Source organism: Oceanobacillus sojae (assembly GCF_900162665.1).
Lineage (GTDB): Bacteria > Bacillota > Bacilli > Bacillales > Amphibacillaceae > Oceanobacillus > Oceanobacillus sojae_A.
Genome location: NZ_LT727813.1, coordinates 643,941 through 667,771, shown reverse-complemented (window position 1 = coordinate 667,771; position 23,831 = coordinate 643,941). Strand labels below are relative to the sequence as shown.

The 23,831-nt window shown below is 39.0% G+C and carries 27 protein-coding genes and 1 riboswitch; of the genes, 18 read left to right on the top strand and 9 right to left on the bottom strand.

What is annotated here, in order from left to right:
* The first annotated feature begins 9 nt into the window (after positions 1–9).
* From BN1068_RS20625 to mdh, 5 genes are all read left to right on the top strand, one after another.
* Positions 10–558: a EutP/PduV family microcompartment system protein gene (locus tag BN1068_RS20625; RefSeq protein WP_077604698.1), complete on the top strand. Its 549-nt coding sequence runs from the start codon at positions 10–12 to the stop codon at positions 556–558.
* 1 nt (position 559) lies between these two features.
* Positions 560–766, top strand: a complete 207-nt coding sequence (locus BN1068_RS20620) for a hypothetical protein (protein ID WP_077604697.1) — start codon at positions 560–562, stop codon at positions 764–766.
* Positions 767–786: 20 nt separating this feature from the next.
* The gene (locus BN1068_RS20615; RefSeq protein WP_139344900.1) at positions 787–2,307 is read left to right on the top strand and encodes an acetaldehyde dehydrogenase (acetylating); all 1,521 of its coding nucleotides are present in this window, start codon (positions 787–789) and stop codon (positions 2,305–2,307) included.
* Between the two features lie 21 nt (positions 2,308–2,328).
* On the top strand, positions 2,329–2,607 hold the full coding sequence (locus BN1068_RS20610; protein ID WP_077604696.1) for a BMC domain-containing protein: 279 nt from the start codon (positions 2,329–2,331) through the stop codon (positions 2,605–2,607).
* An 86-nt stretch (positions 2,608–2,693) separates the two neighbouring features.
* The gene (mdh, locus tag BN1068_RS20605; protein WP_077604695.1) at positions 2,694–3,641 is read left to right on the top strand and encodes a malate dehydrogenase; all 948 of its coding nucleotides are present in this window, start codon (positions 2,694–2,696) and stop codon (positions 3,639–3,641) included.
* Positions 3,642–3,672: 31 nt separating this feature from the next.
* On the opposite strand, the gene BN1068_RS20600 is transcribed toward mdh, so the two are convergent.
* Both BN1068_RS20600 and BN1068_RS20595 read right to left on the bottom strand, forming a co-directional pair.
* Positions 3,673–4,905, bottom strand: coding sequence for a CynX/NimT family MFS transporter (locus BN1068_RS20600; RefSeq protein ID WP_077604694.1), 1,233 nt, complete (start codon positions 4,903–4,905; stop codon positions 3,673–3,675).
* Between the two features lie 296 nt (positions 4,906–5,201).
* Positions 5,202–5,411, bottom strand: coding sequence for a zinc ribbon domain-containing protein (locus BN1068_RS20595; protein WP_175637215.1), 210 nt, complete (start codon positions 5,409–5,411; stop codon positions 5,202–5,204).
* A gap of 163 nt (positions 5,412–5,574) precedes the next feature.
* On the opposite strand from BN1068_RS20595, the gene aac(6') reads away from it, so the two are divergent.
* Both aac(6') and BN1068_RS20585 read left to right on the top strand, forming a co-directional pair.
* Positions 5,575–6,009 carry an aminoglycoside 6'-N-acetyltransferase gene (aac(6'), locus tag BN1068_RS20590; RefSeq protein WP_077604693.1) on the top strand — a complete coding sequence of 145 codons (435 nt, stop codon included), beginning with the start codon at positions 5,575–5,577 and terminating at the stop codon, positions 6,007–6,009.
* Between the two features lie 99 nt (positions 6,010–6,108).
* Positions 6,109–6,306, top strand: coding sequence for a hypothetical protein (locus tag BN1068_RS20585; protein ID WP_077604692.1), 198 nt, complete (start codon positions 6,109–6,111; stop codon positions 6,304–6,306).
* A 72-nt stretch (positions 6,307–6,378) separates the two neighbouring features.
* On the opposite strand, the gene BN1068_RS20580 is transcribed toward BN1068_RS20585, so the two are convergent.
* Together BN1068_RS20580 and BN1068_RS20575 are read right to left on the bottom strand one after the other, a co-directional pair.
* On the bottom strand, positions 6,379–6,882 hold the full coding sequence (locus tag BN1068_RS20580) for a GNAT family N-acetyltransferase (RefSeq protein WP_077604691.1): 504 nt from the start codon (positions 6,880–6,882) through the stop codon (positions 6,379–6,381).
* A 173-nt stretch (positions 6,883–7,055) separates the two neighbouring features.
* Positions 7,056–7,610 carry an HTH domain-containing protein gene (locus BN1068_RS20575; protein ID WP_077604690.1) on the bottom strand — a complete coding sequence of 185 codons (555 nt, stop codon included), beginning with the start codon at positions 7,608–7,610 and terminating at the stop codon, positions 7,056–7,058.
* Positions 7,611–7,746: 136 nt separating this feature from the next.
* On the opposite strand from BN1068_RS20575, the gene BN1068_RS20570 reads away from it, so the two are divergent.
* From BN1068_RS20570 to BN1068_RS20560, 3 genes are all read left to right on the top strand, one after another.
* On the top strand, positions 7,747–8,385 hold the full coding sequence (locus tag BN1068_RS20570) for a uridine kinase family protein (RefSeq protein WP_077604689.1): 639 nt from the start codon (positions 7,747–7,749) through the stop codon (positions 8,383–8,385).
* Positions 8,386–8,429: 44 nt separating this feature from the next.
* Positions 8,430–8,687, top strand: coding sequence for a hypothetical protein (locus BN1068_RS20565; protein ID WP_077604688.1), 258 nt, complete (start codon positions 8,430–8,432; stop codon positions 8,685–8,687).
* Between the two features lie 260 nt (positions 8,688–8,947).
* A complete protein-coding gene (locus tag BN1068_RS20560; protein ID WP_077604687.1) occupies positions 8,948–9,808 on the top strand; it encodes a YitT family protein in 861 nt (286 codons plus the stop codon).
* Between the two features lie 282 nt (positions 9,809–10,090).
* Here BN1068_RS20560 and BN1068_RS20555 read toward each other — a convergent pair whose 3' ends face one another.
* Complete coding sequence (locus BN1068_RS20555; protein WP_077604686.1) at positions 10,091–10,393, bottom strand: hypothetical protein; 303 nt, start codon at positions 10,391–10,393, stop codon at positions 10,091–10,093.
* A 403-nt stretch (positions 10,394–10,796) separates the two neighbouring features.
* Positions 10,797–10,898: riboswitch (SAM riboswitch) on the top strand.
* 121 nt (positions 10,899–11,019) lie between these two features.
* Here BN1068_RS20555 and BN1068_RS20550 point away from each other — a divergent pair.
* From BN1068_RS20550 to BN1068_RS20530, 5 genes are all read left to right on the top strand, one after another.
* Positions 11,020–12,072: a homocysteine S-methyltransferase family protein gene (locus BN1068_RS20550; RefSeq protein ID WP_077604685.1), complete on the top strand. Its 1,053-nt coding sequence runs from the start codon at positions 11,020–11,022 to the stop codon at positions 12,070–12,072.
* 25 nt (positions 12,073–12,097) lie between these two features.
* Positions 12,098–12,847, top strand: coding sequence for a cyclase family protein (locus tag BN1068_RS20545; protein ID WP_077604684.1), 750 nt, complete (start codon positions 12,098–12,100; stop codon positions 12,845–12,847).
* 37 nt (positions 12,848–12,884) lie between these two features.
* Positions 12,885–13,991: a 5-methyltetrahydropteroyltriglutamate--homocysteine S-methyltransferase gene (locus BN1068_RS20540; protein ID WP_077604683.1), complete on the top strand. Its 1,107-nt coding sequence runs from the start codon at positions 12,885–12,887 to the stop codon at positions 13,989–13,991.
* A gap of 218 nt (positions 13,992–14,209) precedes the next feature.
* Positions 14,210–14,794, top strand: coding sequence for a histidine phosphatase family protein (locus BN1068_RS20535; protein ID WP_077604682.1), 585 nt, complete (start codon positions 14,210–14,212; stop codon positions 14,792–14,794).
* Between the two features lie 76 nt (positions 14,795–14,870).
* Complete coding sequence (locus BN1068_RS20530) at positions 14,871–15,194, top strand: hypothetical protein (RefSeq protein WP_077604681.1); 324 nt, start codon at positions 14,871–14,873, stop codon at positions 15,192–15,194.
* A 64-nt stretch (positions 15,195–15,258) separates the two neighbouring features.
* Here the strand turns inward: BN1068_RS20530 and rsgA are convergent, their stop codons facing one another.
* Positions 15,259–16,305 (bottom strand): ribosome small subunit-dependent GTPase A, encoded by a 1,047-nt coding sequence (gene rsgA, locus BN1068_RS20525; RefSeq protein ID WP_254846843.1) that lies wholly within the window; start codon positions 16,303–16,305, stop codon positions 15,259–15,261.
* Between the two features lie 301 nt (positions 16,306–16,606).
* Positions 16,607–17,380: an acetoin reductase gene (locus BN1068_RS20520; RefSeq protein ID WP_077604679.1), complete on the bottom strand. Its 774-nt coding sequence runs from the start codon at positions 17,378–17,380 to the stop codon at positions 16,607–16,609.
* 271 nt (positions 17,381–17,651) lie between these two features.
* Here BN1068_RS20520 and BN1068_RS20515 point away from each other — a divergent pair, with 271 nt between their 5' ends.
* Positions 17,652–18,422, top strand: a complete 771-nt coding sequence (locus BN1068_RS20515; protein ID WP_077604678.1) for an SDR family NAD(P)-dependent oxidoreductase — start codon at positions 17,652–17,654, stop codon at positions 18,420–18,422.
* A gap of 147 nt (positions 18,423–18,569) precedes the next feature.
* Here BN1068_RS20515 and BN1068_RS20510 read toward each other — a convergent pair whose 3' ends face one another.
* Entirely contained in the window at positions 18,570–19,139 is a 570-nt protein-coding gene (locus BN1068_RS20510) for an RpnC/YadD family protein (RefSeq protein WP_077604677.1), read from the bottom strand.
* 52 nt (positions 19,140–19,191) lie between these two features.
* A complete protein-coding gene (locus BN1068_RS20505; protein ID WP_077604676.1) occupies positions 19,192–19,746 on the bottom strand; it encodes a TetR/AcrR family transcriptional regulator in 555 nt (184 codons plus the stop codon).
* Positions 19,747–19,920: 174 nt separating this feature from the next.
* On the opposite strand from BN1068_RS20505, the gene BN1068_RS20500 reads away from it, so the two are divergent.
* Complete coding sequence (locus BN1068_RS20500) at positions 19,921–21,993, top strand: efflux RND transporter permease subunit (RefSeq protein WP_077604675.1); 2,073 nt, start codon at positions 19,921–19,923, stop codon at positions 21,991–21,993.
* Positions 21,977–23,785: a methyl-accepting chemotaxis protein gene (locus BN1068_RS20495; protein ID WP_077604674.1), complete on the top strand. Its 1,809-nt coding sequence runs from the start codon at positions 21,977–21,979 to the stop codon at positions 23,783–23,785. The genes BN1068_RS20500 and BN1068_RS20495 overlap by 17 nt, the downstream gene beginning before the upstream one ends.
* The last annotated feature ends 46 nt before the right edge of the window (positions 23,786–23,831 follow it).

Sequence of the window (23,831 nt, the reverse complement as noted above, 5' to 3'; positions counted from 1 at the left end):
GGGGAGTAAATGCCATTGAAAAATCGAGCCATGATTCTTGGCGGAATAGATGCTGGAAAGACGACGTTAAAGGAATCGCTTTTTGGCAGAGAGAGACGGCCGAAAAAAATAAAAACACAGTCTTTGATTTATGAGGATTGGATTGTCGATACTCCCGGGGAATATACAGAAAACCCCTTGCATTACCGGAGTATTATGGCAACCTCCCTTGAGATTACACATGTGTTATTTGTGCAGGATGCAACCAATGAAAAAACAATTTTTGCACCCGGGTTCAGTTTAGGAATTAATAAACTGCCAATCGGTGTTGTTACAAAAGCAGATGCAAGTGAAGTAAATATAGAACAAGCAATCCACTTATTAAAAAAGGCAATTGTCAAAGGGCCGATTGTTATCACATCTGCCTATACAGGGGAAGGTATAGATATCATTCCTGCTCTTGTCAGATGTCAGTCATTGGACGAAATGAAAGCATATGCTGCCAGCCATCAATCTGAGAATCTTATCTTCCATGAAAATGCTAAAGTCCGGAGACAGCAGAGCAGGAAGGAGGAATGAGATGGATAGAGAGCTTGTAGAAAGAGTAACGAAAATGGTTGTCACCGTTTTAGAAGAAATGAAGGAAGAGGATGTCAGCAAGAATACAACTATTAAAATATGGCCTCATGAAAGTCCGCTTCCAGATCCTGTTGAACAGCAGGCTGAGGTGGTGGAGCAAAAGAGAGGTGAGGTAATTACTCTCAAACCATATACAAAAGGAAATTAGGCAGGGAAGGAGTGTTACTGTTGACACTAGATAAGGATTTATCCTCTATTCAAGAAATGCGGGATGCAGTAAAGAAGGCAAAAAAAGCACAGCAGGAATTTATGCAATTCTCGCAGTGGAAAATTGATTCCATTGTAAAAGCAATCGCTGCATCTGCCTACAACCAATCAAAAGAATTAGCGCGAATGGCGGTAGAAGAAACAGGGATGGGTGTTGTAGAGCATAAGCTTATAAAAAACCAAGTAGGTTCAAGGGATGTCTATGAATCTATTAAAGATGAGAAAACTATTGGGATTATTCACGAAGATACAGAAAATAAAGTAACAGAAATTGCTTATCCATATGGTGTGATCGCTGCGATTATCCCGACAACCAACCCTACTTCTACAGCGATGTTTAAAACAATAGCAGCTCTGAAGTCAGGAAACGCGATTGTAGTCAGCCCGCATCCGCGCGCTAAAAAATGTACCGTAGAAACACTGAAAATATGCATGGAGGCTGCGCTGGAAGAAGGTGCGCCAGAAGGATTAATTGGCTGGATTTCAGAGCCCAGTATGGAAGCAACTAATCAATTAATGACTCATCCAGATGTAAATTTAATTCTTTCCACTGGCGGTGGAGGCCTTGTTAAAGCGGCTTATAGTTCAGGAAAGCCTGCGTATGGGGTAGGCCCTGGAAACGTGCCGGTGTATATTGAAAAATCAGCCGATATTGAGAAAAGTGTCAAAATGGTTGTTGATAGTAAAACCTTTGATAACGGTACAATTTGTGCCACAGAGCAGGCGATTGTTGTAGATAAGGCTATTCAAGAACAGGTGAAAAAAGAGCTTGAAAAAAACGGTTCTTATTTTTGCAATCCTGAAGAGAAAAAGAAAATGGAGCAGATTATTTCAATAGGGCCTGGCAAGGTCAACCCGGATATTGTCGGGAAGTCGGCTCTGAAAATTGCAGAATTAGCAGGTATAAATGTTCCTGATGACACCAGACTTTTAATAGCTGAAGAGGACCAGGTGGACAAGCATATTCCTTTTTCTCTGGAAAAATTGGCACCGGTGTTTGCATTATATACAGCGGAAAATTCCAATGAAGCAAAAGAAAGATGCTTAGAGCTGCTGAATTTAGGCGGGAGAGGGCACTCCTTCTCCATCCATACGAAAGACGATCATTTAGTCCGTGAGTTTGGAAAGGCAATGCCGGTATCCAGAGTGCTGGTAAATACATTGTCATCCATAGGGGCAGTAGGAGCAACAACCGCACTAGCTCCTTCTCTAACTTTGGGATGTGGTGCATATGGCGGGAATATCAGCTCCGATAATATTACTGCACGTCATCTTTATAATGTAAAACGCATTGCTTACGGCTTGAAGGAAGCAGATATTCCGCAGCCTGGGGAAAGTAAATCAGAAGCAGTTTCAAGTAAACAAGTAGAGCACTTAATGAAGGAAGCAGTTGAAAAATCCGGTGCAGCAAGTGAAGAAATTGATAAAGTGAAAATAGAGGAGCTTGTGAGGCAGGTTTTAAAGGAATATCAAAATCAATAATATTTTAAGGAGGAATTTAAAATGGGTAAAGTAAATGGAGCTTTAGGAATGGTAGAAACGAAAGGATTGGTAGGGGCAATTGAAGCAGCAGATGCGATGGTAAAGGCAGCAAATGTGCATTTAATTGGGAAAGAACAGATCGGTGCTGGCTTAGTAACTGTACTTGTAAGCGGAGATGTAGGAGCCGTAAAAGCAGCTACAGATGCAGGGAGTGAAGCAGCAAGCCGTGTTGGAGAATTATTATCTGTCCATGTTATCCCTCGTCCACATAACGAGTTATCTGATATCCTTCCAGATTAATAGAGGAAATAGGTGCTCCTGATTTTGGGGCACCTCTCTCTTTTTATTAGAAATAATGAATATAAACAACAAAGGAGTGACTTACATTGACATTTAAACGAAGGAAATTTGCAGTGATCGGAGCTGGGTTTACTGGAGCAACAACCGCTTTTTTACTTGCTCAAAAGGAGCTGGGGGATGTTGTTTTAGTAGATATTCCTGATCAGGAGAACCCGACAAAAGGAAAAGCTCTGGATATGCTCGAATCCGGACCTGTAGAAAAGTTTAATGGGAAAGTAACCGGTACATCAGATTATGAAGAAATTAAAGATGCAGACATGGTGATTATTACTGCAGGAATTGCGAGAAAACCGGGGATGAGCCGTGATGATCTAGTCGCAATCAATGCAGATATTATGATGGATATCTCAAAGAAAATTGTTCGCTACGCACCAGAAAGCTACATCTTGGTCTTAAGTAATCCAGTCGATGCCATGACCTACACTTGCTTTAAAACAACCGGTTTTCCAAAGAATCGGGTAATTGGTCAATCCGGAGTTTTAGATACCGCGCGTTTCAATACATTTGTTGCAGAAGCGTTGGAACTTTCTGTGGAGGACGTGACCGGATTTGTGCTTGGCGGGCATGGAGACAGCATGGTCCCCTTAATCCGCTACTCCAATGTAGGAGGTATACCAATCAGTAATCTGCTTCCAAAAGATAAACTGGAGGCGATTGTAGAGCGGACAAGAAAAGGGGGAGGAGAAATTGTAAATCTTCTTGGCAATGGCAGTGCCTATTACGCTCCAGCAGCATCCCTTGTTGAAATGGCAGAAGCGATTGTCAAGGATAAAAAACGTATTTTGCCGTCGATTGCGTACCTGGAAGGCGAGTACGGCTATCATGATATTTATTTAGGAGTGCCGACCGTTTTGGGAGGTAAAGGAATCGAAAGTGTTATTGAATTACCTTTAACAGAAGAAGAAAAACAGCAGTTAAATCAGTCTGCAGACGATGTGAAGAAGGTTATTTCTACTTTGCCGTCAGATAAATAAAATGAAGCCGGAAAAACTCTCCGGCCTCATTTTATTTTGTTGCTGTTTCTTCTGTTGATTCAAATGAAATCTTTTGATTTTTACCTGCAACTGTTCCGAGGAAGGCAATACATAAAGCTACTGCCATTAAAATAATAAATGGCACCGTCCAGCCCTCTGTCATTTCCGAGATGGATCCAAGAAAAAGGGGGCCGGTAGAAGCAACGATATAGCCAATAGACTGGGCCATGCTGGATAGCTGCGCAGATTCTATAACCGTATTGGTACGGAGAACAAAGAACATCATCGCTAAACTGAATGCAGTTCCCGCCCCGACACCGGTTAAGATAAGAAAGACGATAATCAAATGTGATGAAGTGAAGGCAACACCCAAGAGACCGAAGAAAAATAGTAATCCGGCACTGCAGCCAATCAGACGCTGGCTTTTCATCCGTCCGGCAAGGATTGGAGCAATAAATGTCGTTGGAATAAGCCCGAGTTGATAAATGGCAATTAACCACCCGGCTTCACTTTCATCAAATCCTTTTGTGAGTAAAATATCAGGCAGCCAAGTAAATAAGCTGTACGGTATAAGTGATTGCAGCCCCATAAAAAATGTAACAGCCCAGGCAATTTTCGATTTAAAAATAGCTCTGGATGGCTGACTTTTTACGTTCATAAACACTTTTTTTTCGCTGGAACGTGTAACTGGCAGCCGCAGTAATAAAACAATGACAGCTGCTAAAGAGATTATGCTCCAAATTTGCATAGCATTCCGCCAATCGAACGTATCTATAGAAGCAATCGGTACGGAAATACCGGAGGCAATCGCACCGAATAAATTCATCGAGACAGAGTAAAGCCCTGTCATCAGTCCGATCCGATAAGGGAAGGTTGATTTAATTAATCCCGGCATCAGGATATTACCGACAGCAATAGCCATTCCAGTCAGGAGTGTGCCGAATAATAACAGCTCTATTCCGCCGCTTGCACGGATAAATACACCAATAGACAGAAAAATCATAGCAATCAGCAGCGTAAATTCCATCCCGAATTTGCTGGATAGTCTTGGTACAAAAGGTGAGAATAAGCCAAAAGCAAGCAATGGAAGGGTATTGACTAATCCAATCATAGCATTGGAGGCTTCTAATTCTCCCCGAAAAAAAGGAATAAGCGGCCCGACAGACGAAATTGGAGAGCGAAGAGTTGCCGCAATAAGTAAAATAGCTAAAAGTAATAGAACTGTATAATATCTATTTAAAAAATCTTTCTTTGAGAAGTACATAAAAACAATTCCTTTACAACGTATTTTTTAAATACACAAGAAATCATTCTATCAAAGAAGGCATGGGAATGTAAAGCTATTTTTAATATCACGGTAAATCATGAAGTTCTATATAAGTAATGCGGCTGAAGAGTTTAAGTGAATTGCGACTTCATTATCCTTTAAATCTCTGACTATATTTTATACAAAGATAAAACAATAGCAAACAATGAGCGCAATTTATACATCAAAAGAAGCATGGAACAATAGAACCACGCTTCCTTTTTAAATTAATTTAAAGATTTTATGGAATGGTATTATCCGAAAAATAAATCAATGACATTACTTGTTTTGGAGCTGTCTCTATTATAAAATTCCGAGTACCCGCAATCCATGCAATATACAACGGTAAAACGATTATGCTGCACATCAAATACTTTAGATAAACCGGATCCTGTCATGGACACATCCTTTGTATCAGCATTTCGGCTTCCGCATTTAATACAACCTTCATGATTTTTCAACATTATCACCTCTTCATAAATATTTACGAATAAAGGGGCGTGTAAGTTTCACTAATGCAATTCAATGATTATTTACAAAAAAATAGAAATATTTGTTATAATTATGTATTAACTTTGAATATTTAAATAGTATGGAATGAAAACATTTTAAATAAGGAGTGAAAAAATGCTGAGAAAAGCGAATAGAGAAGATTTAGATCATGTTGCCGGTTTAGCAAAAATGTTATGGCCAAAAAATGACCTCCATGCATTAAAAGAGGAATTCCAGGGATATTTAGAAGATAAACATGCATGTATTTTGTTAGCCTTTGATAAACAGAATGCTGTCGGGTTCGCGCAATGTCAGCTGAGATTTGATTATGTTGAAGGAACAAAAACATCACCAGTCGGTTATTTAGAAGGGATTTTTGTCAGGGAATCACATAGAAATAACGGATATGCAAGAGAATTAGTAAAGACTTGTGAGCGCTGGGCAGAAGAGCAGGGCTGTAGTGAATTTGCCAGTGATTGTACCATAGATAATGAAGAGAGCCTCGCTATGCATCTTCGTCTTGGTTTTATGGAAGCGGGGAGAATCATTTGTTTTAAGAAATCATTATAATAGAATAAATCTTGAAAAAAGCAGAAATGAAATGGAAAAATATTATTTAAGCTGGCGATAGTATTATATTAGTTGCTGTGGATACGGATGATATGGTTGTTGGAAGGTTTTAAACGATTTTTAGACCTGTCTATTCATACTGTCCAAGTAGAAGTTCTGGCAGAAAACAATAGCCGTTTATTTTATGAACGGTTAAGAGCGAAGGTTGTAGAAAAGAAGGATATTCAGATTGACGGTGATGTGCTGGATCTGCTTGTGTATGAATGGAAGAATATAATTGAAGTTGTTCAGACATAGATTTGAAAGAAATCCTTCTTGGCAGTAGTTTATGTGAAGAATAACACCTGCCAAAAAGAGATTAAAAGAGAGCTAGGCAGGACGCTCCAGGTATAATATGAATGGAATATATGAGCTGGAACTTTCATCTCCCACCCGGCTTTCTTCCCGGAAACCGAGTCGCTTCAGCATTTTCTGGGCACGCTGATTTGTGATATGCGTTTCTGCACGGAATAGATGAATGCTAAGATGCTTTGCTCCGTATGTGATCATTTTATTTGCAGCAGTTACTCCAATGCCTCTGCCCCATAAACTGCTTTCACCAATAGCAATGCCTAGTTCAGCAGAATTATTATGTATATCCGCTAAATCAGCATAGCCAATTAGTGTATGTTGGAGCTCAATGCCCAATCGGATAAAATTTGGCTGCTGGTTATTGACATTACGGCTCCACCATAAATAAAGTTCTTCTTGGGAACGATTCAATTGCCAACCGTTTGCGGCACAAAAGCTGCTGTCTCTGCTCCAGGTTAAGACCGCTTGAAAATCTTTCATTGTTAAGGGGCGAAGAAGTATATTACTATCATTGATATTCATCAAACATCTCTCCATTCATGCGGTTTTCGCTGATAACCATAAGTAGTTGTTTAAAACAGATTTTAAAAGAAGTCCGAAAAAGAGTCAATTAATTTTGTAAGGAAAGAATGGAGAACAAATTCATAAAAATAATCGTCCAAAGAATTTAAGATTAATCGTTTGGACGAAAACATTTAACTTGATTCAAATTTTTCATCTTGAAATAGAAAGTCAGATATGCAAAATCGAATTTTTTCCTCCTTTCCTTGAATGGTAAATCCTTTCTTCTTGTCAGACACTAAGGTAAGATTGTATTCTTTGAAAGCAGAGCGAACGAGTGGAAGATACTTCTTTAGAGAAGTGGCACTGATAAACAGGCTTTCAGCAAGTTCTTCCTGAAAGATAACTTCTCCGTGCAGACAGTTCATCAATATTTTTCTAACGATTTCTTCAACAAGCTGCTTACCTTCTGAATCACCAGTATGTCCACGGCTGCCTGCATATTCAGACTTTGGTAATAGCTCCCTGAATTTATCCTCTTCCCTGATAACTAATTCATAGCCTTTTCCTTTATGAGAAATGATTTCTGCATGATATTTAGGCAATAAAACATTTAAGTTTTTAATATCATTGCGGACAGTTCTGGATGATACATTTAGAAGCAATGCTATCTCTTGACCTGTATGCATTTCCTTACTGTTCAAAAGAAGGTGAAGAATTTTAATTTCCCGTTTATTTAGTAATTCCACTGTTCAACAATCTCCTTTCTAATTCCATATTACGAAAACGTATTCATTGTTTTAAGACAGCCTTTTTCCTCTCTGTAGGAAAAAGACCTCTGCTTTGTTTTTTGATTAAGATATAATAGAAGCGGAGGTGAGTCCCATGGATAGTATCATACAGGATTTAATTAAATGGATAAATGCACAAAAAAAGCATGTCATCATTGGTATTACCGGACATGGCGGAGCAGGGAAAAGCACATTTGCTGAGCATTTGAAACGGGCTTTGGATCAGGATGTAAATTTAATTTGTACAGACCCGTATATTGTCAGTTCTGCGTTAAGAAAAGACACAAAAATCACCTATACTTATCAAAACGAACCCCGTACTGCTAAAATGACTGCTTGCCATCCGTTGGCTCATTATGTGGAAGCTTTGGAACGGGATATTCAAATGACTCATGCAGGTATGGAGTGGGATACAATTGACACCGATTATTTACCAAGTAAAAGGGTAGAACCTGATAAAAAACTGACTATTATGGAAGGAATGAGCATTGCATTTGTGAATCGCGATTACTTGGATTTACAAATTTATCTTTACACAGATAGTGAGACAGAATTAAATCGGCGTTCCAGCCGGGATACCGTTGAACGAAATCGGAATCTGGAGGATATACAGAAATCACATCATGAAAGAAGAATTCAATACAGACATTTTATGAGCCCGTATAAAAGTAAGGCGGATATTATTCTTTTTACAGATGAGAAAGGGCTGCATATTGAGAAATACCAATTATGAACAAATTAGGGCCAGTCTGTCTGTTTAAAAAGGAAGGATAATCCATGAGAATAAAAGAATTAACAACAGAAAAAGAGTGGCGGGAAGCTTATAAGGTAATGTGCCAGCCGCGAATACATCTTGACGAAGCTCCTTATATAGATTTGGCAAAAGAAGCGGTGAAGGTGGAGCGTTATCATTTAGCCGCTTTATATGAAGAGGGAGAAATTGTTGCTTTGGCAGATTTGTGTGGAGATCTGTTTAGCAGAGTTATCCATTTTTTAACTTCAAATCATTTGTGTTTGAAGTGGAGAAGCGTATAATTAATAATGTCGAAAAATCAATTTATTTGGCAGTGATAAAATAGTAAAAAGTATCTTGCTGCCTACGGTTATTTTGTGTGAAATAAGGAATCCTAAGCTAAGGAAAAATATTAATCAGAACATTTAATCGAAATATTAAGTTACGTCATTTTCTGTTTTATTCAAAAAGTGGAACACGAACTAAACTGACACCAATTAAAGGCAGCAGGGTATGTTGTTTTATACGCCGTTAAGAATAAAAAGAGAGAAAGGAAAGTTGGATGAGCAAAGCACAAACGAAAAAATCAAGAAAAGCTATACTTTTTGCAAGAGGATTAATAATTATTATTGGCGGATTTATAACAGCCTATGGGTTGGAAGCAGTATTGATACCGAACAGTGTTTCAGATGGGGGCGTAACCGGGATAAGTATCGTAGGATCAGAGTGGACCGGTTTACCGCTGGGACTTTTAATTGCTGTCATAAATATTCCATTTGTTTACTTAGGGTATAAACAAATCGGTAAGAATTTTGCAATCCTCTCTACTTTAGGTATCGCTTCACTTGCTATAAGTACAAGCATGATGCATCATATTCCATCCATTATTGAAATTGAGGGAGATACATTACTGGTCACCGCTGTCGGCGGGATTATTATTGGAACCGGTATGGGGCTGGCGCTTCGTAATGGAGGCGCCCTGGACGGGATTGATATGCTGGCTGTATTATTATCTCGTAAGCTGCCTTTTGGAACCAGTGACCTAATTTTATTCTTGAATTTATTTGTATTTATTGTGGTATCAACCGTGTTTGGTTTAAAAGGGGCATTAATGTCAGGTGTCGCTTATTACATTGCCTCGAAGGTCATTCACATTATTGAAGAAGGATTAAGCAGCACAAAAGCAGTTTATATTATTACAGAGCATGCTGATGAAATGATGAAAGAAATCAGGGGTCGGCTTGAACGCAGCTGTACTTTACAGCATGTAGAAGGCGGCTATTCTAAAAAGGAATTTAAACAAATAAAATGTGTGATAACCCGGCTGGAGGAAAGCAAAATGAAGGAGACAATCCAAGATGTCGATCCAACAGCATTTGTAACTGTCTACGACGTAACAGAAGTGCGTGGCGGGAATTTTTAATACAGTATAAGCTCTCTTAAATTGTAAAAAAGGCAGTTAATGAAATTAAATTCATTAACTGCCTTTTTTATACATTATAGGTCAATAAACTTTATTGTCCGCAGGGTACATTACCATTTACGATCTTGCTCTGAACATATCGGCAACTGCATGAAATACCTCAACACCCTGGTAACTGAATACAGACAATGCAGTCAGTGAAAAGAATCCGATAACGATAAATCTAAAAATCATCATTTTTATAGCCTCCTCTTTTGATCTTTTACTTATATCAAAAGAGGATTAAACCACGAAATTGGACTGATAGAAAACAGGATTCAGCAGCTGTTTTATCCGGGCAGCTCTTACAACAGTTGTAAATAAACATTGGCCGCCCAATAAGAATAAAGTAATGATTAAAGCCGGATGTGCTATAAATGATTTATCCTGCTGGTCATTGCCGCCTAAACCTAAGTCATGTGATACCTGATGATCAACCAGGGTATCCTGTTCGGCGAGAACGTAGCTGTGGGGTGTATCTAAAAATAAGTGTGTCATTGGCAGAATGATAATCATTAAAGCGATAATCAAATATCTATTCAACATCTACGCCCCCTTCCGTATATTATTATGTTTATAGATTTTAATTTTTTAAGTGAAAAACTTAATTATACCAATATTGATAAATGAATTCAATATGATATAGAATGTTTTTTTGGACTAATGTGTATTATATGCTTATTTTCCAAACGTGTCTATACTTTTTGAACACTTTATGAATTTTTTATCTATAAAAACAATATACCCCTTTTATAAATTAGTCTAAACATATGCCCGGATGTAAATAGAGATTTATATGTGTACGAAATATGTCTTTCCAGTATATGAAATGATCATCAGGATCATTCAATTTAAACTAAAACCAGCTTGAAATATTTTTAATATTTCTTATTGACAAGGAATTCAAATACATATATAGTTATCTACAACAAATAAATAGCAATACATTTTCTTATCCAGAGAGGTGGAGGGACTGGCCCTTTGAAGCCTCGGCAACAGACTTATAAAAGAACTGTGCCAATTCCAGTAGCATTTAGCTAGCAGATAAGAGGAGACATTGATAACGTACTCAAAAACCTCTTCTTTCTGATAAGAAGAGGTTTTTTTCGATTCAATAACAGCTTATCGGCAGTTAAATAATACAAATATATGAATTTAGGGGGAATTTAAAAGTGACGAAAAGGAGTTTGGAAGAACGTTTAAAGCAGGGAACAGTAATTGCAGGGGAAGGATATTTGTTTGAACTGGAGCGCAGAGGATACCTGCAGGCCGGATCCTTCGTGCCGGAAGTAGCATTAGATAACCCGGAAACATTAAAAGCAGTATATCGTGATTACATGAAAGCCGGTTCTGATGTAGTACTGGCATTTACATATAACGCACATCGTGAAAAAATGCGTATCATCGGCAAAGAAGATCTGCTGGAGCCTCTAAACAGAAATGCGATTAAATTAGCGAAGGAAGTGGCAAAAGAGCACCCGGTGGAAGAAGCGCTGGTTGCAGGAAATATCTCAAATACAAATATCTTTAATCCGGAAGACCAGGAATCAAAGGATAAAGTGAGATTGATGTTTAATGAAATGGTTTCATGGTGTAAGGATGAAGATGTTGACTATATTAATGGAGAAACCTTCTACTACCATGAAGAGGCGCTGATTGCTTTAGAGGAAATTAAAAGATATGATTTACCGGCAGTTATTACACTAGGGCTGATGGGTGAAAATATTTTACGTGATGGCTACACAGTTGAAGAGTCATGTAAGATTTTAGAAGATAACGGGGCGCTGGTTGTCGGGATGAACTGTTTCCGCGGACCGGATACCATGCAGCCATATTTAGAGAAAATCCGTGAAAAGGTTGATGGATATGTAGGAGCACTGCCAATCCCTTATCGGACAACAGAAGAAAACCCTACTTTCTTTAACCTGCCGGACGGAGGATGCAGCTGTCATTTACCGACAGAAACAACTTTCCCGACTTCTTTGGACCCGCTCTATCATAATCGTTATGAGCTGGCTGAATGGGCTAAAAAGGCGCATAGCATCGGCATTAATTATATTGGATTATGCTGTGGAGCTTCCCCGGCTATGCTGCGTGCCGTTGCAGAGGCGGCAGGAATAGAAACTATTAATTCGAAATATTCTCCGGATATGCATAAGCATTTCTTATTTGGAGAAGATGAAACGCTGCAGGAGCATATTACAGAGTACAAAACAAAAGCTTAAAAACTGTTTTTGGGAGGCGGTTATAATGACGTTGACGAAGGAAAATGAATTATTACAGGCGTTAAAAGTATTAAAGTCAAAGACATGGGTTGATTTAACACATACGTTTGGCCCGGATTCCCCTCATTTTTCAGCATTTAAAGATGCTGAGTTTGAGACATTGTACACACATGATGATGGATTCCTGGCACAGCAATTCAGTTTCTCAGGACAATACGGCACGCATATCGATGCACCGATTCATTTTGTCCGCGATCAGCGCTTTTTAGAGGAGTTGGAGCTGAAGGAGGTTGTCCTTCCGCTTGTTGTGATTGATAAGTCAGAAGCAGCTGCAGAAAACCATGATTATATTTTGACGGTCGAAGATATTTTAGCATTTGAAGAGATACATGGAAAAATTGAAGAAGGTACTTTTGTAGCACTGCGGACAGATTGGAGTAAACGCTGGCCGGACAAAGAAGCTTTTGAGAATAAGGATGAGGAAGGGAATAACCATTTACCTGGATGGGGGCTGGATGCCTTGAAATTCTTATTTGAAGAAAGAAATATTAAAGCGGTTGGCCATGAAACATTTGATACCGATGCGGCAATTGATGCCCAGAAAAACGGCTCTTTAATCGGGGAGTATTATGTGCTGGAGCAGGACACTTTTCAGGTCGAGCTGTTAACAAATCTGGACCAATTACCGGCAAAGGGAGCAGTGATTTTTAACATCAGTCCGAAACCGGAAAAAGCAAGCGGTTTTCCAGTCCGTTCCTTTGCAATTTTACCTTAACAAATCATAGAAAACTAAAAAGAGGAGAATAGATAAAATGACAAAAACAGCAGTAAAAGCACCATTTCGCGCAGACCATGTAGGAAGTTTATTACGCCCGGAGCGTATTCATCAGGCAAGAAAGAATTTTCAAGAAGGAACTGTTTCTAAAGAAGAGCTTCATCAAATTGAAACGGAAGAAATTAAACGTATCGTTGATAAACAAATTGAAGTAGGCTTGCAGGCTGTTACGGATGGGGAATTCAGACGCCGCTTCTGGCATACAGATTTCCAGGAGCATCTAAATGGTGTTGAAGGTTACGTGCCGGAGACAGGATTTAAATTTGTTGGAGAGGAGACAGAACGCTATAATGTGCGAGTAACAGGGAAGGTTTCCTTCAATTCAGATCATCCACATGTGAAGGAATTTGTGGAATTTAAAGAAATCGTCGGGGACCGTGCTATTGCCAAACAAACGATTCCAAGCCCGAATCAGTTATTTGGTAAAGGAATTCTGAACCCAGAAATTTATCCTGACCTGGCAGAATATGCAGAAGATGTGATTCAAACTTACCGTGATGCCATAAAAGCTTTTTATGATGCAGGCTGCCGCTATCTGCAGCTGGACGATGTTTATATTGCGGGATTAAATGTAGAGAACTTCCCGGCAGCGGAAGACGGAAAGGATCGTCAGTATTTTATTGATTTAGCTCTGTATGTATTAAACAGTGTATTGGAAGATAAACCGGAAGACTTAACAATTACAACACATCTATGCCGTGGAAATTATCGTTCAAAATGGGCATTTGAAGGAAGCTATGCGAAAATAGCTCCAACCTTATTTGCAAAAGAAAAAGTAGATGGATTCTTCTTAGAATATGACGATGACCGTTCAGGCGGATTTGAGCCGCTTGATTACATTCCGAATGGCGGACCTCGTGTTGTTCTGGGGGTGTTTACTTCCAAGCATGGCGAGCTGGAGAATAAAGAAAATATTAAAGCAAGGGTAGAAGAAGCATCCAAATATGTTCCGTTTAATCAATTATGTATCAGTCCGCAATGTGGATTTGCTTCAACCCATCATGGGAATCTTTTAACGGAGGAAGAACAATGGAACAAACTGAAATATATCGTGGATGTGGCAAAAGAAATTTGGGGAGAATAAACAAACTTATAGAAAATGAACAGCAGGCGTCATCACATTGTATGGGAAAATAGATGAAATTGGAAAAAGGCAGAGGGAGATTGGAACCCTTGGGCCTTTTTCTTTGTGCCGAATATGAAAATCCTGTGTGGAAGGGACACATGTTAATAGATATACAGATAGAAATAGTGCTAGAATAAGTATAAGAAGAAAAATAGTTCGAAAGTGGGGAAAGGGCTTTGACAGAGATTTGTATGATACGGCACGGAGAAACAAATTGGAATAAAGAAAAAAGAATTCAGGGGAAGACAGATATCCCTTTAAATGAAACTGGGAAATTACAGGCTGGGGTCTGCTGTGCGGCTGCAGAACAGTTTGAGCCGACAGTATTAATTACCAGTCCTTTAGCGCGGGCAAGGGTAACAGCGGAAATTATTAATCAGGATCTGCAGCTTCCCCTGTATGAAATGAAAGCATTTGTTGAGCGCACTTATGGAGATGCTGAGGGGATGACGATAGAGGATAGAAACCGATATTTCCCTAATCGTGATCATATTCCAAATGTCGAATCGTTCGAACAATTACAGGAAAGAGGAATGAAGGGGTTAGAGGAAGTTTGTGAAAGCTTCCCGGGCGAGCGTGTTTTAATCGTTTCTCATGGTGCATTAATCAATAGCCTGTTATCAGTGATTTCAAAAGGAAAGCTGGGCACAGGGATTACATTTCTGCAGAACACATCGGTTACAAAATTTTCCTGTGAAAACGGCGAATGGCGTGTCATTGATTATAATAATATTGATCATCTTGCCAAAGTTAATGAGTAATTATATAGATGATGTGCAATCTTCATATGAAACATTTTAAAGATAAACAGGATTTGAGCAAAAGGGGGTGTCATGGATGAAGCTTAATTATGTAAAGGTAGAGGTGCTAATTGGAGAGGAATATATCAGCAGTTTGCGGGAGGAGCTCCATGAGCATGGATTCCTGCACCACGGCAATCAGGATAATGTTCTTTCATATACAAAGTGCAGACATTATTCCCGTCCATTGGAATTTGCTCCATTGGAAATGTCATTACAGCCGGAAAATGTATTTCTGCAAACGGATTGCAAGGCAGAATTCCGATGTATGATTCACCAGATTGAGAAAGTGAAAAAAATCATCCATGATATCCACCCAAGCAATCATCCTGTCATTTATTTTATTCCTATACTTGATTAGATAAAAGCAGCCGTGTTCAGTTTGACACGGTTGCTTTTTAGAAGTACAGCATATAGACAGTAGATTATTTCGTGCGATGCTGCATCGTTGCTTTTTTCCATTTCTTTTTCTCTTCTGCGGCAAGTCGTGCATTTTGCCTGCGCTCCAGATAAGCGAGCTCTTTTTGCAGTTTAACATAGCTGTTCCAGCGTTCTTTATCTAATTCTCCGGATGCCAGAGCTTCCTTCACTGCACAATCCGGTTCGGTGTCATGCAGGCAATCATTGAAGCGGCATTTCCCGATCAGCTTTTGAATATCAGAAAAGGTATGCGATAATCCGGATTCTTCTCCAGCCCACAGCAAAAAGCTTCGCATTCCGGGAGTATCAATAATCACACCGCCGTCCGGCAGCCTGAAAAGCTCCCGATGCGTTGTTGTATGTCTGCCGCGTTTATCCGAGTCACGAACAGCTTGGGTTTTAAGCACTTCTTTTCCTAATAAATGATTGATCAAAGTTGATTTTCCAACACCGGAGTTCCCTATTAATACAATCGTATCATCTGCATGGATAGTATCCCTGATTTCTTTCTTGCCAATTTCATTAACGGCATCCCAAGTCAATACAGGGATACCAAGGGCAATCTGACTCATTTTTTGTTTGGCTGCTTCCAGATTTTTCACTAAGTCAGCTTTGGAAAGAATAATAATTGGACTGGCGCCGCTTTCCCAGACAGTTACTAAAAACCGCTCTAATTTACGTTCATTAATTTTTTCCTCCAGACTTAGAACAATAAATACTTTAGTAACATTACTGGCAAGAATTTGTGCGTTTGTTTCCAGTTCATCTGCTTTTCGAACAATGCTGCTGAAACGGGGAAGAAGCTGGTCAATGATGAGAACATCATGAGGATTATTTTGTTTTAGAACGACCCAGTCCCCAACAGATGGAAAATCTTCTCTCGATGAAGCATCATGTCTGAGTCTGCCTTTTACAACTGCCTGACGGGTTCCATAAATGGTTTGGACAGTATATCTTTCCTTCTGTTCATTGATAACACGGGCTAACAGCTCAATAGAACCTTGATAATTTATTTCCGGACGATAAGCATAGTTTTTTTGAAATTCGTACAAATGGATTTCCTCCTAATATTTTTGAATAAAAAACGGATTGGTACACACCAACCCGGACACGTCAAAAATATAGGAGTTCTTTTAGAATTCCAAATAATTATATATCACGTATGAGAAGGTGAGTACCTATAAAAAATAGCTGCCGACATGTTTACATATACTTTTTTCATAAGACATCACCTTCTCTCTTTTTTGTAATTGCTTACATCATAACGGATTATTGACAGAATGTAAATAGGCAAAAATAAATAAGCATCTGAATCTGCTTTGAGATCCAGATGCTCTATCGTTTTTTTCACCATTATCTGTACACGATTCCGCCATCTGTGATAATAGCTTGTCCGGTAATATAGTCAGAATCATCAGAAGCCAGGAAGGAAACCAGGTTTGCAACGTCCTCCGGCTCTTGGGAGCGTCCGAGCGAAATACCTTCAACAAATTGTTTATAAGCATCCCCGCGTTCCATATCATCATAATATTTCACCATTTCTTCATCGATACGATCCCACATTGCTGTTCCTGCCACACCCGGGCAATAGGCGTTAACACGAATTTTATATGGTGCCAGTTCTTTGGAAGCAGAATGAGTGAAAGAACGAACCGCGTGTTTGGTAGCAGAGTAAGTCCCCAGCATTTCAAAGGATTCATGTCCAGCAATACTGCATGCGTTAATGACTTTCCCTTTTGTATCTTGTTTAATGAACTGCTCAGCAGCAGCTTGTGTTCCGAATACAGTACCATTTACATTTACTGCAAATGTTTTATTTAATTGATTTTCATCAATATCAAGGAATGGAGAGACAACATCAATTCCAGCGTTATTCACAAAGACATCCAGCTGTCCAAAAGCTTCTACTGCTTCTTTAACAAGATTAAATTGGTCTTCGCGTTTCGATACATCACCTACAACGGAAATGGATTCAACACCGGCATCCTTAAATTCTTTTAATGTACTGTCCAGCATTTCTTTATTAATGTCATGCAGAACAATTTTAAAGCCATCTTTACCGAGACGTTTGGCGATTCCTTTTCCTAAACCGCCTGCAGAACCAGTGACAATCGCAACTTTTGACATAAAAAAGACCTCCAAATAAATTTATTTCATTGATTAGATGTATTAATTCGCATCCAATTTTTATTATTCCTCTTTTAAAGGGAAACAAAACATAAATATAAAAAAAGTTTTTGGAAAGACTTAATGGTATAGATGAACATTTTGACAGCTATTAAAATGGAAGCGTATGCTTTAGATGTAGATTTAAAACAATAAAATATATCTGAAGTATGCTGGAGCGGTAATTTTACCTCAGTTATACAGCATGGATAATAAAAAGGAGGAAGTATAAGTGACAACATTAAAAGGTAAAGTTGCAATTGTAACTGGTGGGGCTTCAGGGATAGGTTATGCTGTGGTACATAGCCTGCTGGAAGCCGGTGCGAAAGTCGGGGTAGCAGATTTAAATGAAGAAAAACTGAAAGAGATGGAACAGCACCATAAAGGGAATTTATTAGGTGTTGTAACAAATGTAACAAAAGAAGAGGATATTAAAAACCTTGTTAACAAAACGGCAGAGAAGTTTGGAGGGCTGGATATAGCCTTTAACGTAGCTGGTGCATCTAAATCAGGGGCAATCATTGATCAGCCGGAAGAAGATTGGGATTTCACGGTTGATTTATGTTTAAAAGGTGTCTTTCTATCTTTAAAACATGAGGCAAAATACATGAAAGAGCATGACGGTGGAGCTATTGTTAATGTTGCTTCCTTAAATGCACATGTTCCAATGCATTACGGAGCAGCTTATTCTTCTGCAAAAGCAGGGGTGGAGATGCTTACCAAAAATGCTGCACTTGAAATGTCCAAGCATAATATTCGTGTTAATGCTATCTTGCCGGGGCTTGTATCAACACCGCTAACTTCTGATTTAACAAACGTTGAGGCAATTAATGAAGCTTATCTGGAGCGTATTCCTATGGAGAGAGCAGGAGATCCGAAAGAAATAGCAGGACCGGCACTATTCCTTGTCAGCGATCAGGCATCCTATGTGAATGGAGCCAGTTTACTTGTGGATGGCGGCTGGGCGGTGACAGGTTATCCGGATTTAAGTAAGTTTATGTAGTTTCTTAATGGAAAGTTATTTAGAAAGCATCCTTGCCGCCAATTCTTTAATTAAATACCCTTTGATACACAGATGCAGGAAGTGAAGCGTAAATCCACTTCCTGCATAAAATAGAAACAGGGGGAATCTGCCTGTTCTGCTCTTTTATTAACTTTCAAGTGATTTCCGAAGCTCCGTTACGTCCTTCATCTCGAGACCGGTTAATTCAGATATCTCTTCCTCCGAATACCCCTTTCTTAAAAGCTTTGTGGCAAAATTCCGTTCCGCTTCTTGCATGCCTCTTTTGGTCGCTTCTTCCTCGATTTCTCTAAACAGTCTTCCAAACGTCGGTGTATCTCTTAATTTTTCCATTCCCATTATTTTTCCTTCCTCCTTTTCGTTTTGGGCAATTGGCAGCGATTCGTACAATTTTTCCTGGAATTCCGATGGTATCTGCAGAATATAATCGATAAAATACAATAGGGCTGAAAGATAGGCTGCACGATGCGAATATTTTTTTAATGCCAAGCTGATTAGCTGCTGTTTAAAGTAAAACCTTCCTTCATTATCTTCGTTTGATCTGCCGGTGTTTTTACTGACATAGATTCCTGCAAGAACAGCTAAAGCGAATGGATTATCAGATAAAATTGGGTTTCCAATGTGAAAAATGGCTGTAAAAATGGAGTAATGACCAGTGATTTTTTGTTTTTTGATTATAAAAGTACCTTCGTATTTCATTTTTAATGATTTTTAGAACAGGATGAAAAACGATAGACTTGGTCATTTGTATTTAACACGGCTTACTTATTTCCGTGATGATTTTCGCCATTTCATCCGTTGATTCCTTCATTCCGTTTTCAAGCCAGTATTCAATTACTGTAATACTCCCACTGATGGAATAGATGGTCATGTACTTTGCAGCTGTTTCGTTCATTTTGTGTTCTGGCTCATTAAAGTCATTCATAATATGAGTTTGTGCGGCAAACATGACTTTATGCGTAAATCTTTTATTGCCATGTTCACTGAAAAGAATCCGGAAATGCTCATGACGGCTATGAACATATTCAAGTAAATATTTCAGCATCGCTAAGGCTTCCTTTTCCTGTGTATAGTCATATTGAAGCAGTGCCTGATTTAACTCATCGATAATTTCATCTTCAATATGAGTCATTAAATCATATTGATCTGCATAATGGCTATAAAAGGTAGAACGATTAATATCGGCATGCTCACAAATTTCTTTAATAGTAATGGAGGAAACCGGTTTTTCTTTTAAAAGTTCCATCAGACTATTTTTAAGGGCCATTCTTGTATAACGTTTTCTTCGGTCTATTTTTTTTACCAAGTTTAATTAACTCCTTTATGAACAAAATATGAAATTTTGATTTTTATCCAACAAATAATGAATTTTTGTTGTGGAACGTACATTTTTTAAGCAACTGTTTGTTGTCTAACTGACAGTGTGTCTTTATAATATTAAATTATATGAATGAAATCAACAAGATAATGGGGAATAACAGTGGCAAATATAATTATTCGTTTTAAAAAGACAATCGTTATCCTTTTTACGCTCCTTACTATCTGTTCTTTAGCCGGGATTCTGTTTGTGGATGTGAATTACAATATGCAGGATTACCTGCCGGATGAAGCAGAATCTACACAGGCTATAGAAGTGATGGAGGAGGAATTCACCGGTGGCATTCCGAATGCAAGAGTAATGGTGGAGGATGTCTCCATTCGAGAGGCGATAGAGTATAAAGAAGCTCTGGAAGCAGTAGACGGTGTGACAGAGGTTCTATGGCTGAATGATGTGATAGATATCCGGACGCCGATTGAAGCAGCTGATCCGGACACGGTTGACACATATTATAAAGAAGAAAAGGCGCTTTTTTCAGTTACCATAGCTAGTGGTAAAGAAGTTGAGGCAACTAACGAAATTTATGATTTAATAGGTGAGGAGAATGCGATTTCTGGAGAGGCAGTTAATACAGCGACACAGCAGGAAATGACGGGAAAAGAAAGCATGTACGCTGCTGCGCTTTTAATTCCAATTATTGTAATTATTCTTATCCTTTCTACAAGCTCATGGATGGAACCGGTCTTTTTCTTGACTGCAATAGGTGTTTCGGTTCTGATTAACTTAGGGACAAATGTATTCATCGGTGAAATTTCATTTGTGACGCAATCCGTTGCCCCTATATTACAGCTTGCTGTTTCTCTGGATTATGCGATATTTCTGCTGCACAGCTTTCAGGATTACCGGAATAAAGAATATCAGCCTGGAGAGGCGATGAAAAAGGCCATTAAAGAATCGTGGCCGGTTATAAGTTCAAGTGCTATGACGACTATATTCGGATTCATGGCTCTTATGTTTATGAATTTTGAAATAGGCTCTGATCTCGGACTTAATCTCGTTAAGGGAATTATTTTGAGCTTTATCAGCGTTATCGTTTTTCTGCCTGCATTTACGCTGTTATTTTACCGCTGGATTGATAAAACACAGCACCGGGTCTTTGTTCCGACAAGATTTACTGGAGCAGGGAAAAAATTATTAAAATTACGGCTTCCAGTATTAATTCTGGTTCTCTTATTAATTGTACCGAGCTTTCTGGCACAAAACAGTACGTCGTTTACTTATGGTATGGGGGAACAGCCGGAAGATTCCAGGCTGGGGGCAGATATTCAGCAAATTGAAAATGTCTTTGGTGAATCCACTTCGATTGTGCTGCTTGTTCCAAATAATGATATTGGCAAAGAGGAAGAGATGACACAAGTGCTGGAGAATGTAAACTATGTGTCTTCAGTTACAAGCTATGCCACCATGGTAGGAACTGCAATTCCGCAGGACTTTTTGGAAGACGATGCCACAGAGCAATTTCTTTCGGAAAATTACAGCCGGATTATTATTAATACAGAGGCCGGAACAGAGGGAGAACTTCCTTTTGCGATTGTAGAAGATGTCAGGGACATTGCTGGTTCGTATTATGGAGACGATGCTTTAACATCGGGAGAAAGTGTATCATTGTATGATATGAGAGATATTGTTTCCAAAGATAATCAGCTTGTAAATATTTTAACAATTATTGGAGTAGGGGTTGTATTATTAGTTAATTTCAAGTCAATTTCCTTCCCGGTAATACTGTTGCTGGTTATTCAGGCAGCAGTTTGGATTAACCTGGCAATCCCTTATTTTACAGGGGATCCGCTTGTGTTTATCGGTTATTTGATTGTCAGCACTGTACAACTGGCGGCAACTGTAGATTATGCGATTTTATTAACGGAAACATATAAAAATTATCGCCGCTATATGCCAAAATGGAGAGCGATGAGAACAACATTGGATGATAAAATTTTCTCCATTGCTGTATCTGTATCCATTTTATCCAGCGTCGGCTTTATTCTGTGGATGACATCATCCAATCCAATTGTAGGATCTATCGGGCTTCTGCTGGGGAGAGGAGCGCTACTGGCGTTTATTCTTGTTATTACATTACTGCCGGCATTGCTGATCTATGGTGATACATTACTTCAAAAAACGTCACTGCGCATGAAGTTTTATAAGGAGGAAGAGCATCATGAAAAGGACAATTAAATGGCTTTGGCTCGCGCTGGCTTTATTCTTTATTCCTTTCTTAAATACAGCTGTTTTGGCTGAGTCTTCAGAGGAAAAGAATGAGGAAGGAGAAATTAAGGAAAAGAATGAAGTGATTTATGCGAATTTAGAAGCGGGCGGAGCATTAGAAAATATATATATTGTGAATGCATTTGAACTGAATAAAACAGGAATTATCGAAGATTTCGGAAACTATGAATCTGTCAAGAACTTAACAGATACCAGTGAAATCAAACAGGACGGAGATACTGTCCGTATGGACGCGGCAGCAGATAATTTTTATTATCAAGGAAATCTTTCAAAAGAACTGCCCTGGAAATTTACAATTGAATATTATTTAGATGGGGAAAAAGTAGACCCCAAAACGGTTATTGGTGAACCAGGGCAAGTAGAGATAGAAATAAAGGTAGAGGAGAATGGAGAAGCAGGGGCGGAATTCTTTGATAACTACATGCTGCAAATATCACAGGCGCTGAATACCGATTACTTTTATAATATTGAAGCGGAGGATGCAACGATAGCCAATGCCGGGAAAAATAGGCAGGTGGCATTTACGGTGATGCCGGGAGAAGAAGAGACGCTGACGATTCAAGCAGATACCGATCAATTTGAATTAGAAGGAATGGAAATCTCCGGCCTGCCGTCTTCTGTTTCTGTAGACGGTCCGGATACAGATGCGCTCACAGAGGAGTTTCAGAGCTTAACCGATGCCATTGGTGAAATCAACCAGGGAGTAGGTGAGCTTGGTGATGGAATCAGCGGGCTGTCTGGCGGATTAAGTGAATTAGAGAATGGGTCTTCTGAATTTCAGAACGGTTTAAATGAGTTAAATAATTCCAGCGGTGAATTAACAGGTGCATCGGAAGAAATCAATAATGCTTTTCAAACCGTACAGGAAGAAGTTGGCCAAATTACAGGGATAGATGGAATAGAGCAGTTAAGCGGGATGACAGAAGCTGCATCAGATATGGCTGCAGGAATGGAAGCATTGGCTGACGAATTAGATTCGCTGTCAACAGGCTATGGAGATGCGAAAGAAGCATTGCAGACAGCTATGGAGGGCATCCCAGAAGCCACCTTAACAGAAGAGGATTTTCAAGCATTATATGATAGTGAAGCAGTAGATCCGGCGGTTGTTGATGAATTAGTTGGCACCTATGAAGCTGCCCAAGGTGCATTAGCTGTCTACTATGAATCCGTAGAATCATTTGATGCGGTGGAGCCGGCATTATCTGAATTTCAAACTTCTGCCAGTGACATTGCCAGCAATATCCGTACGTTTTCCGATGAATTAGAGCAATCTGTCGGCCAAATTGATATCGATGAAGGACTGGATGAATTTATTACAAGTGTAGATACCATGGCTGAAAATTATAATCAGTTCCATGAAGGTCTGGTTTCTTATACCAATGGCGTAAATGAGCTCAGTACTTCCTATGCTGATATTCATAATGCAATTAGTGAATCGGCATCCGGTTCCAATGAACTTGCGAACGGAGCAGATGAATTACAGGATGGAACCAGTGAATTATATGATGCCACTGAAAGTATCCCTGATGAGATGCAGGAAGAAATTGATGAGATGATTTCACAATATGATAAATCTGATTTTGATCCTGTATCCTTCGTATCGGAAGAAAATGATGAGATCACAAATTCTGTTCAATTTGTGATTCAAACAGACAGTATTCAGCCGGAAGAGGATACCGAAGAGATAGAAGAAAAGGAAGAAAACGAAGGGTTTTGGGATAGGTTATTGAATTTGTTTTAAGAGGATTTCAATATTTTAATGATAAAGAAACCGCATGAAAAGACGG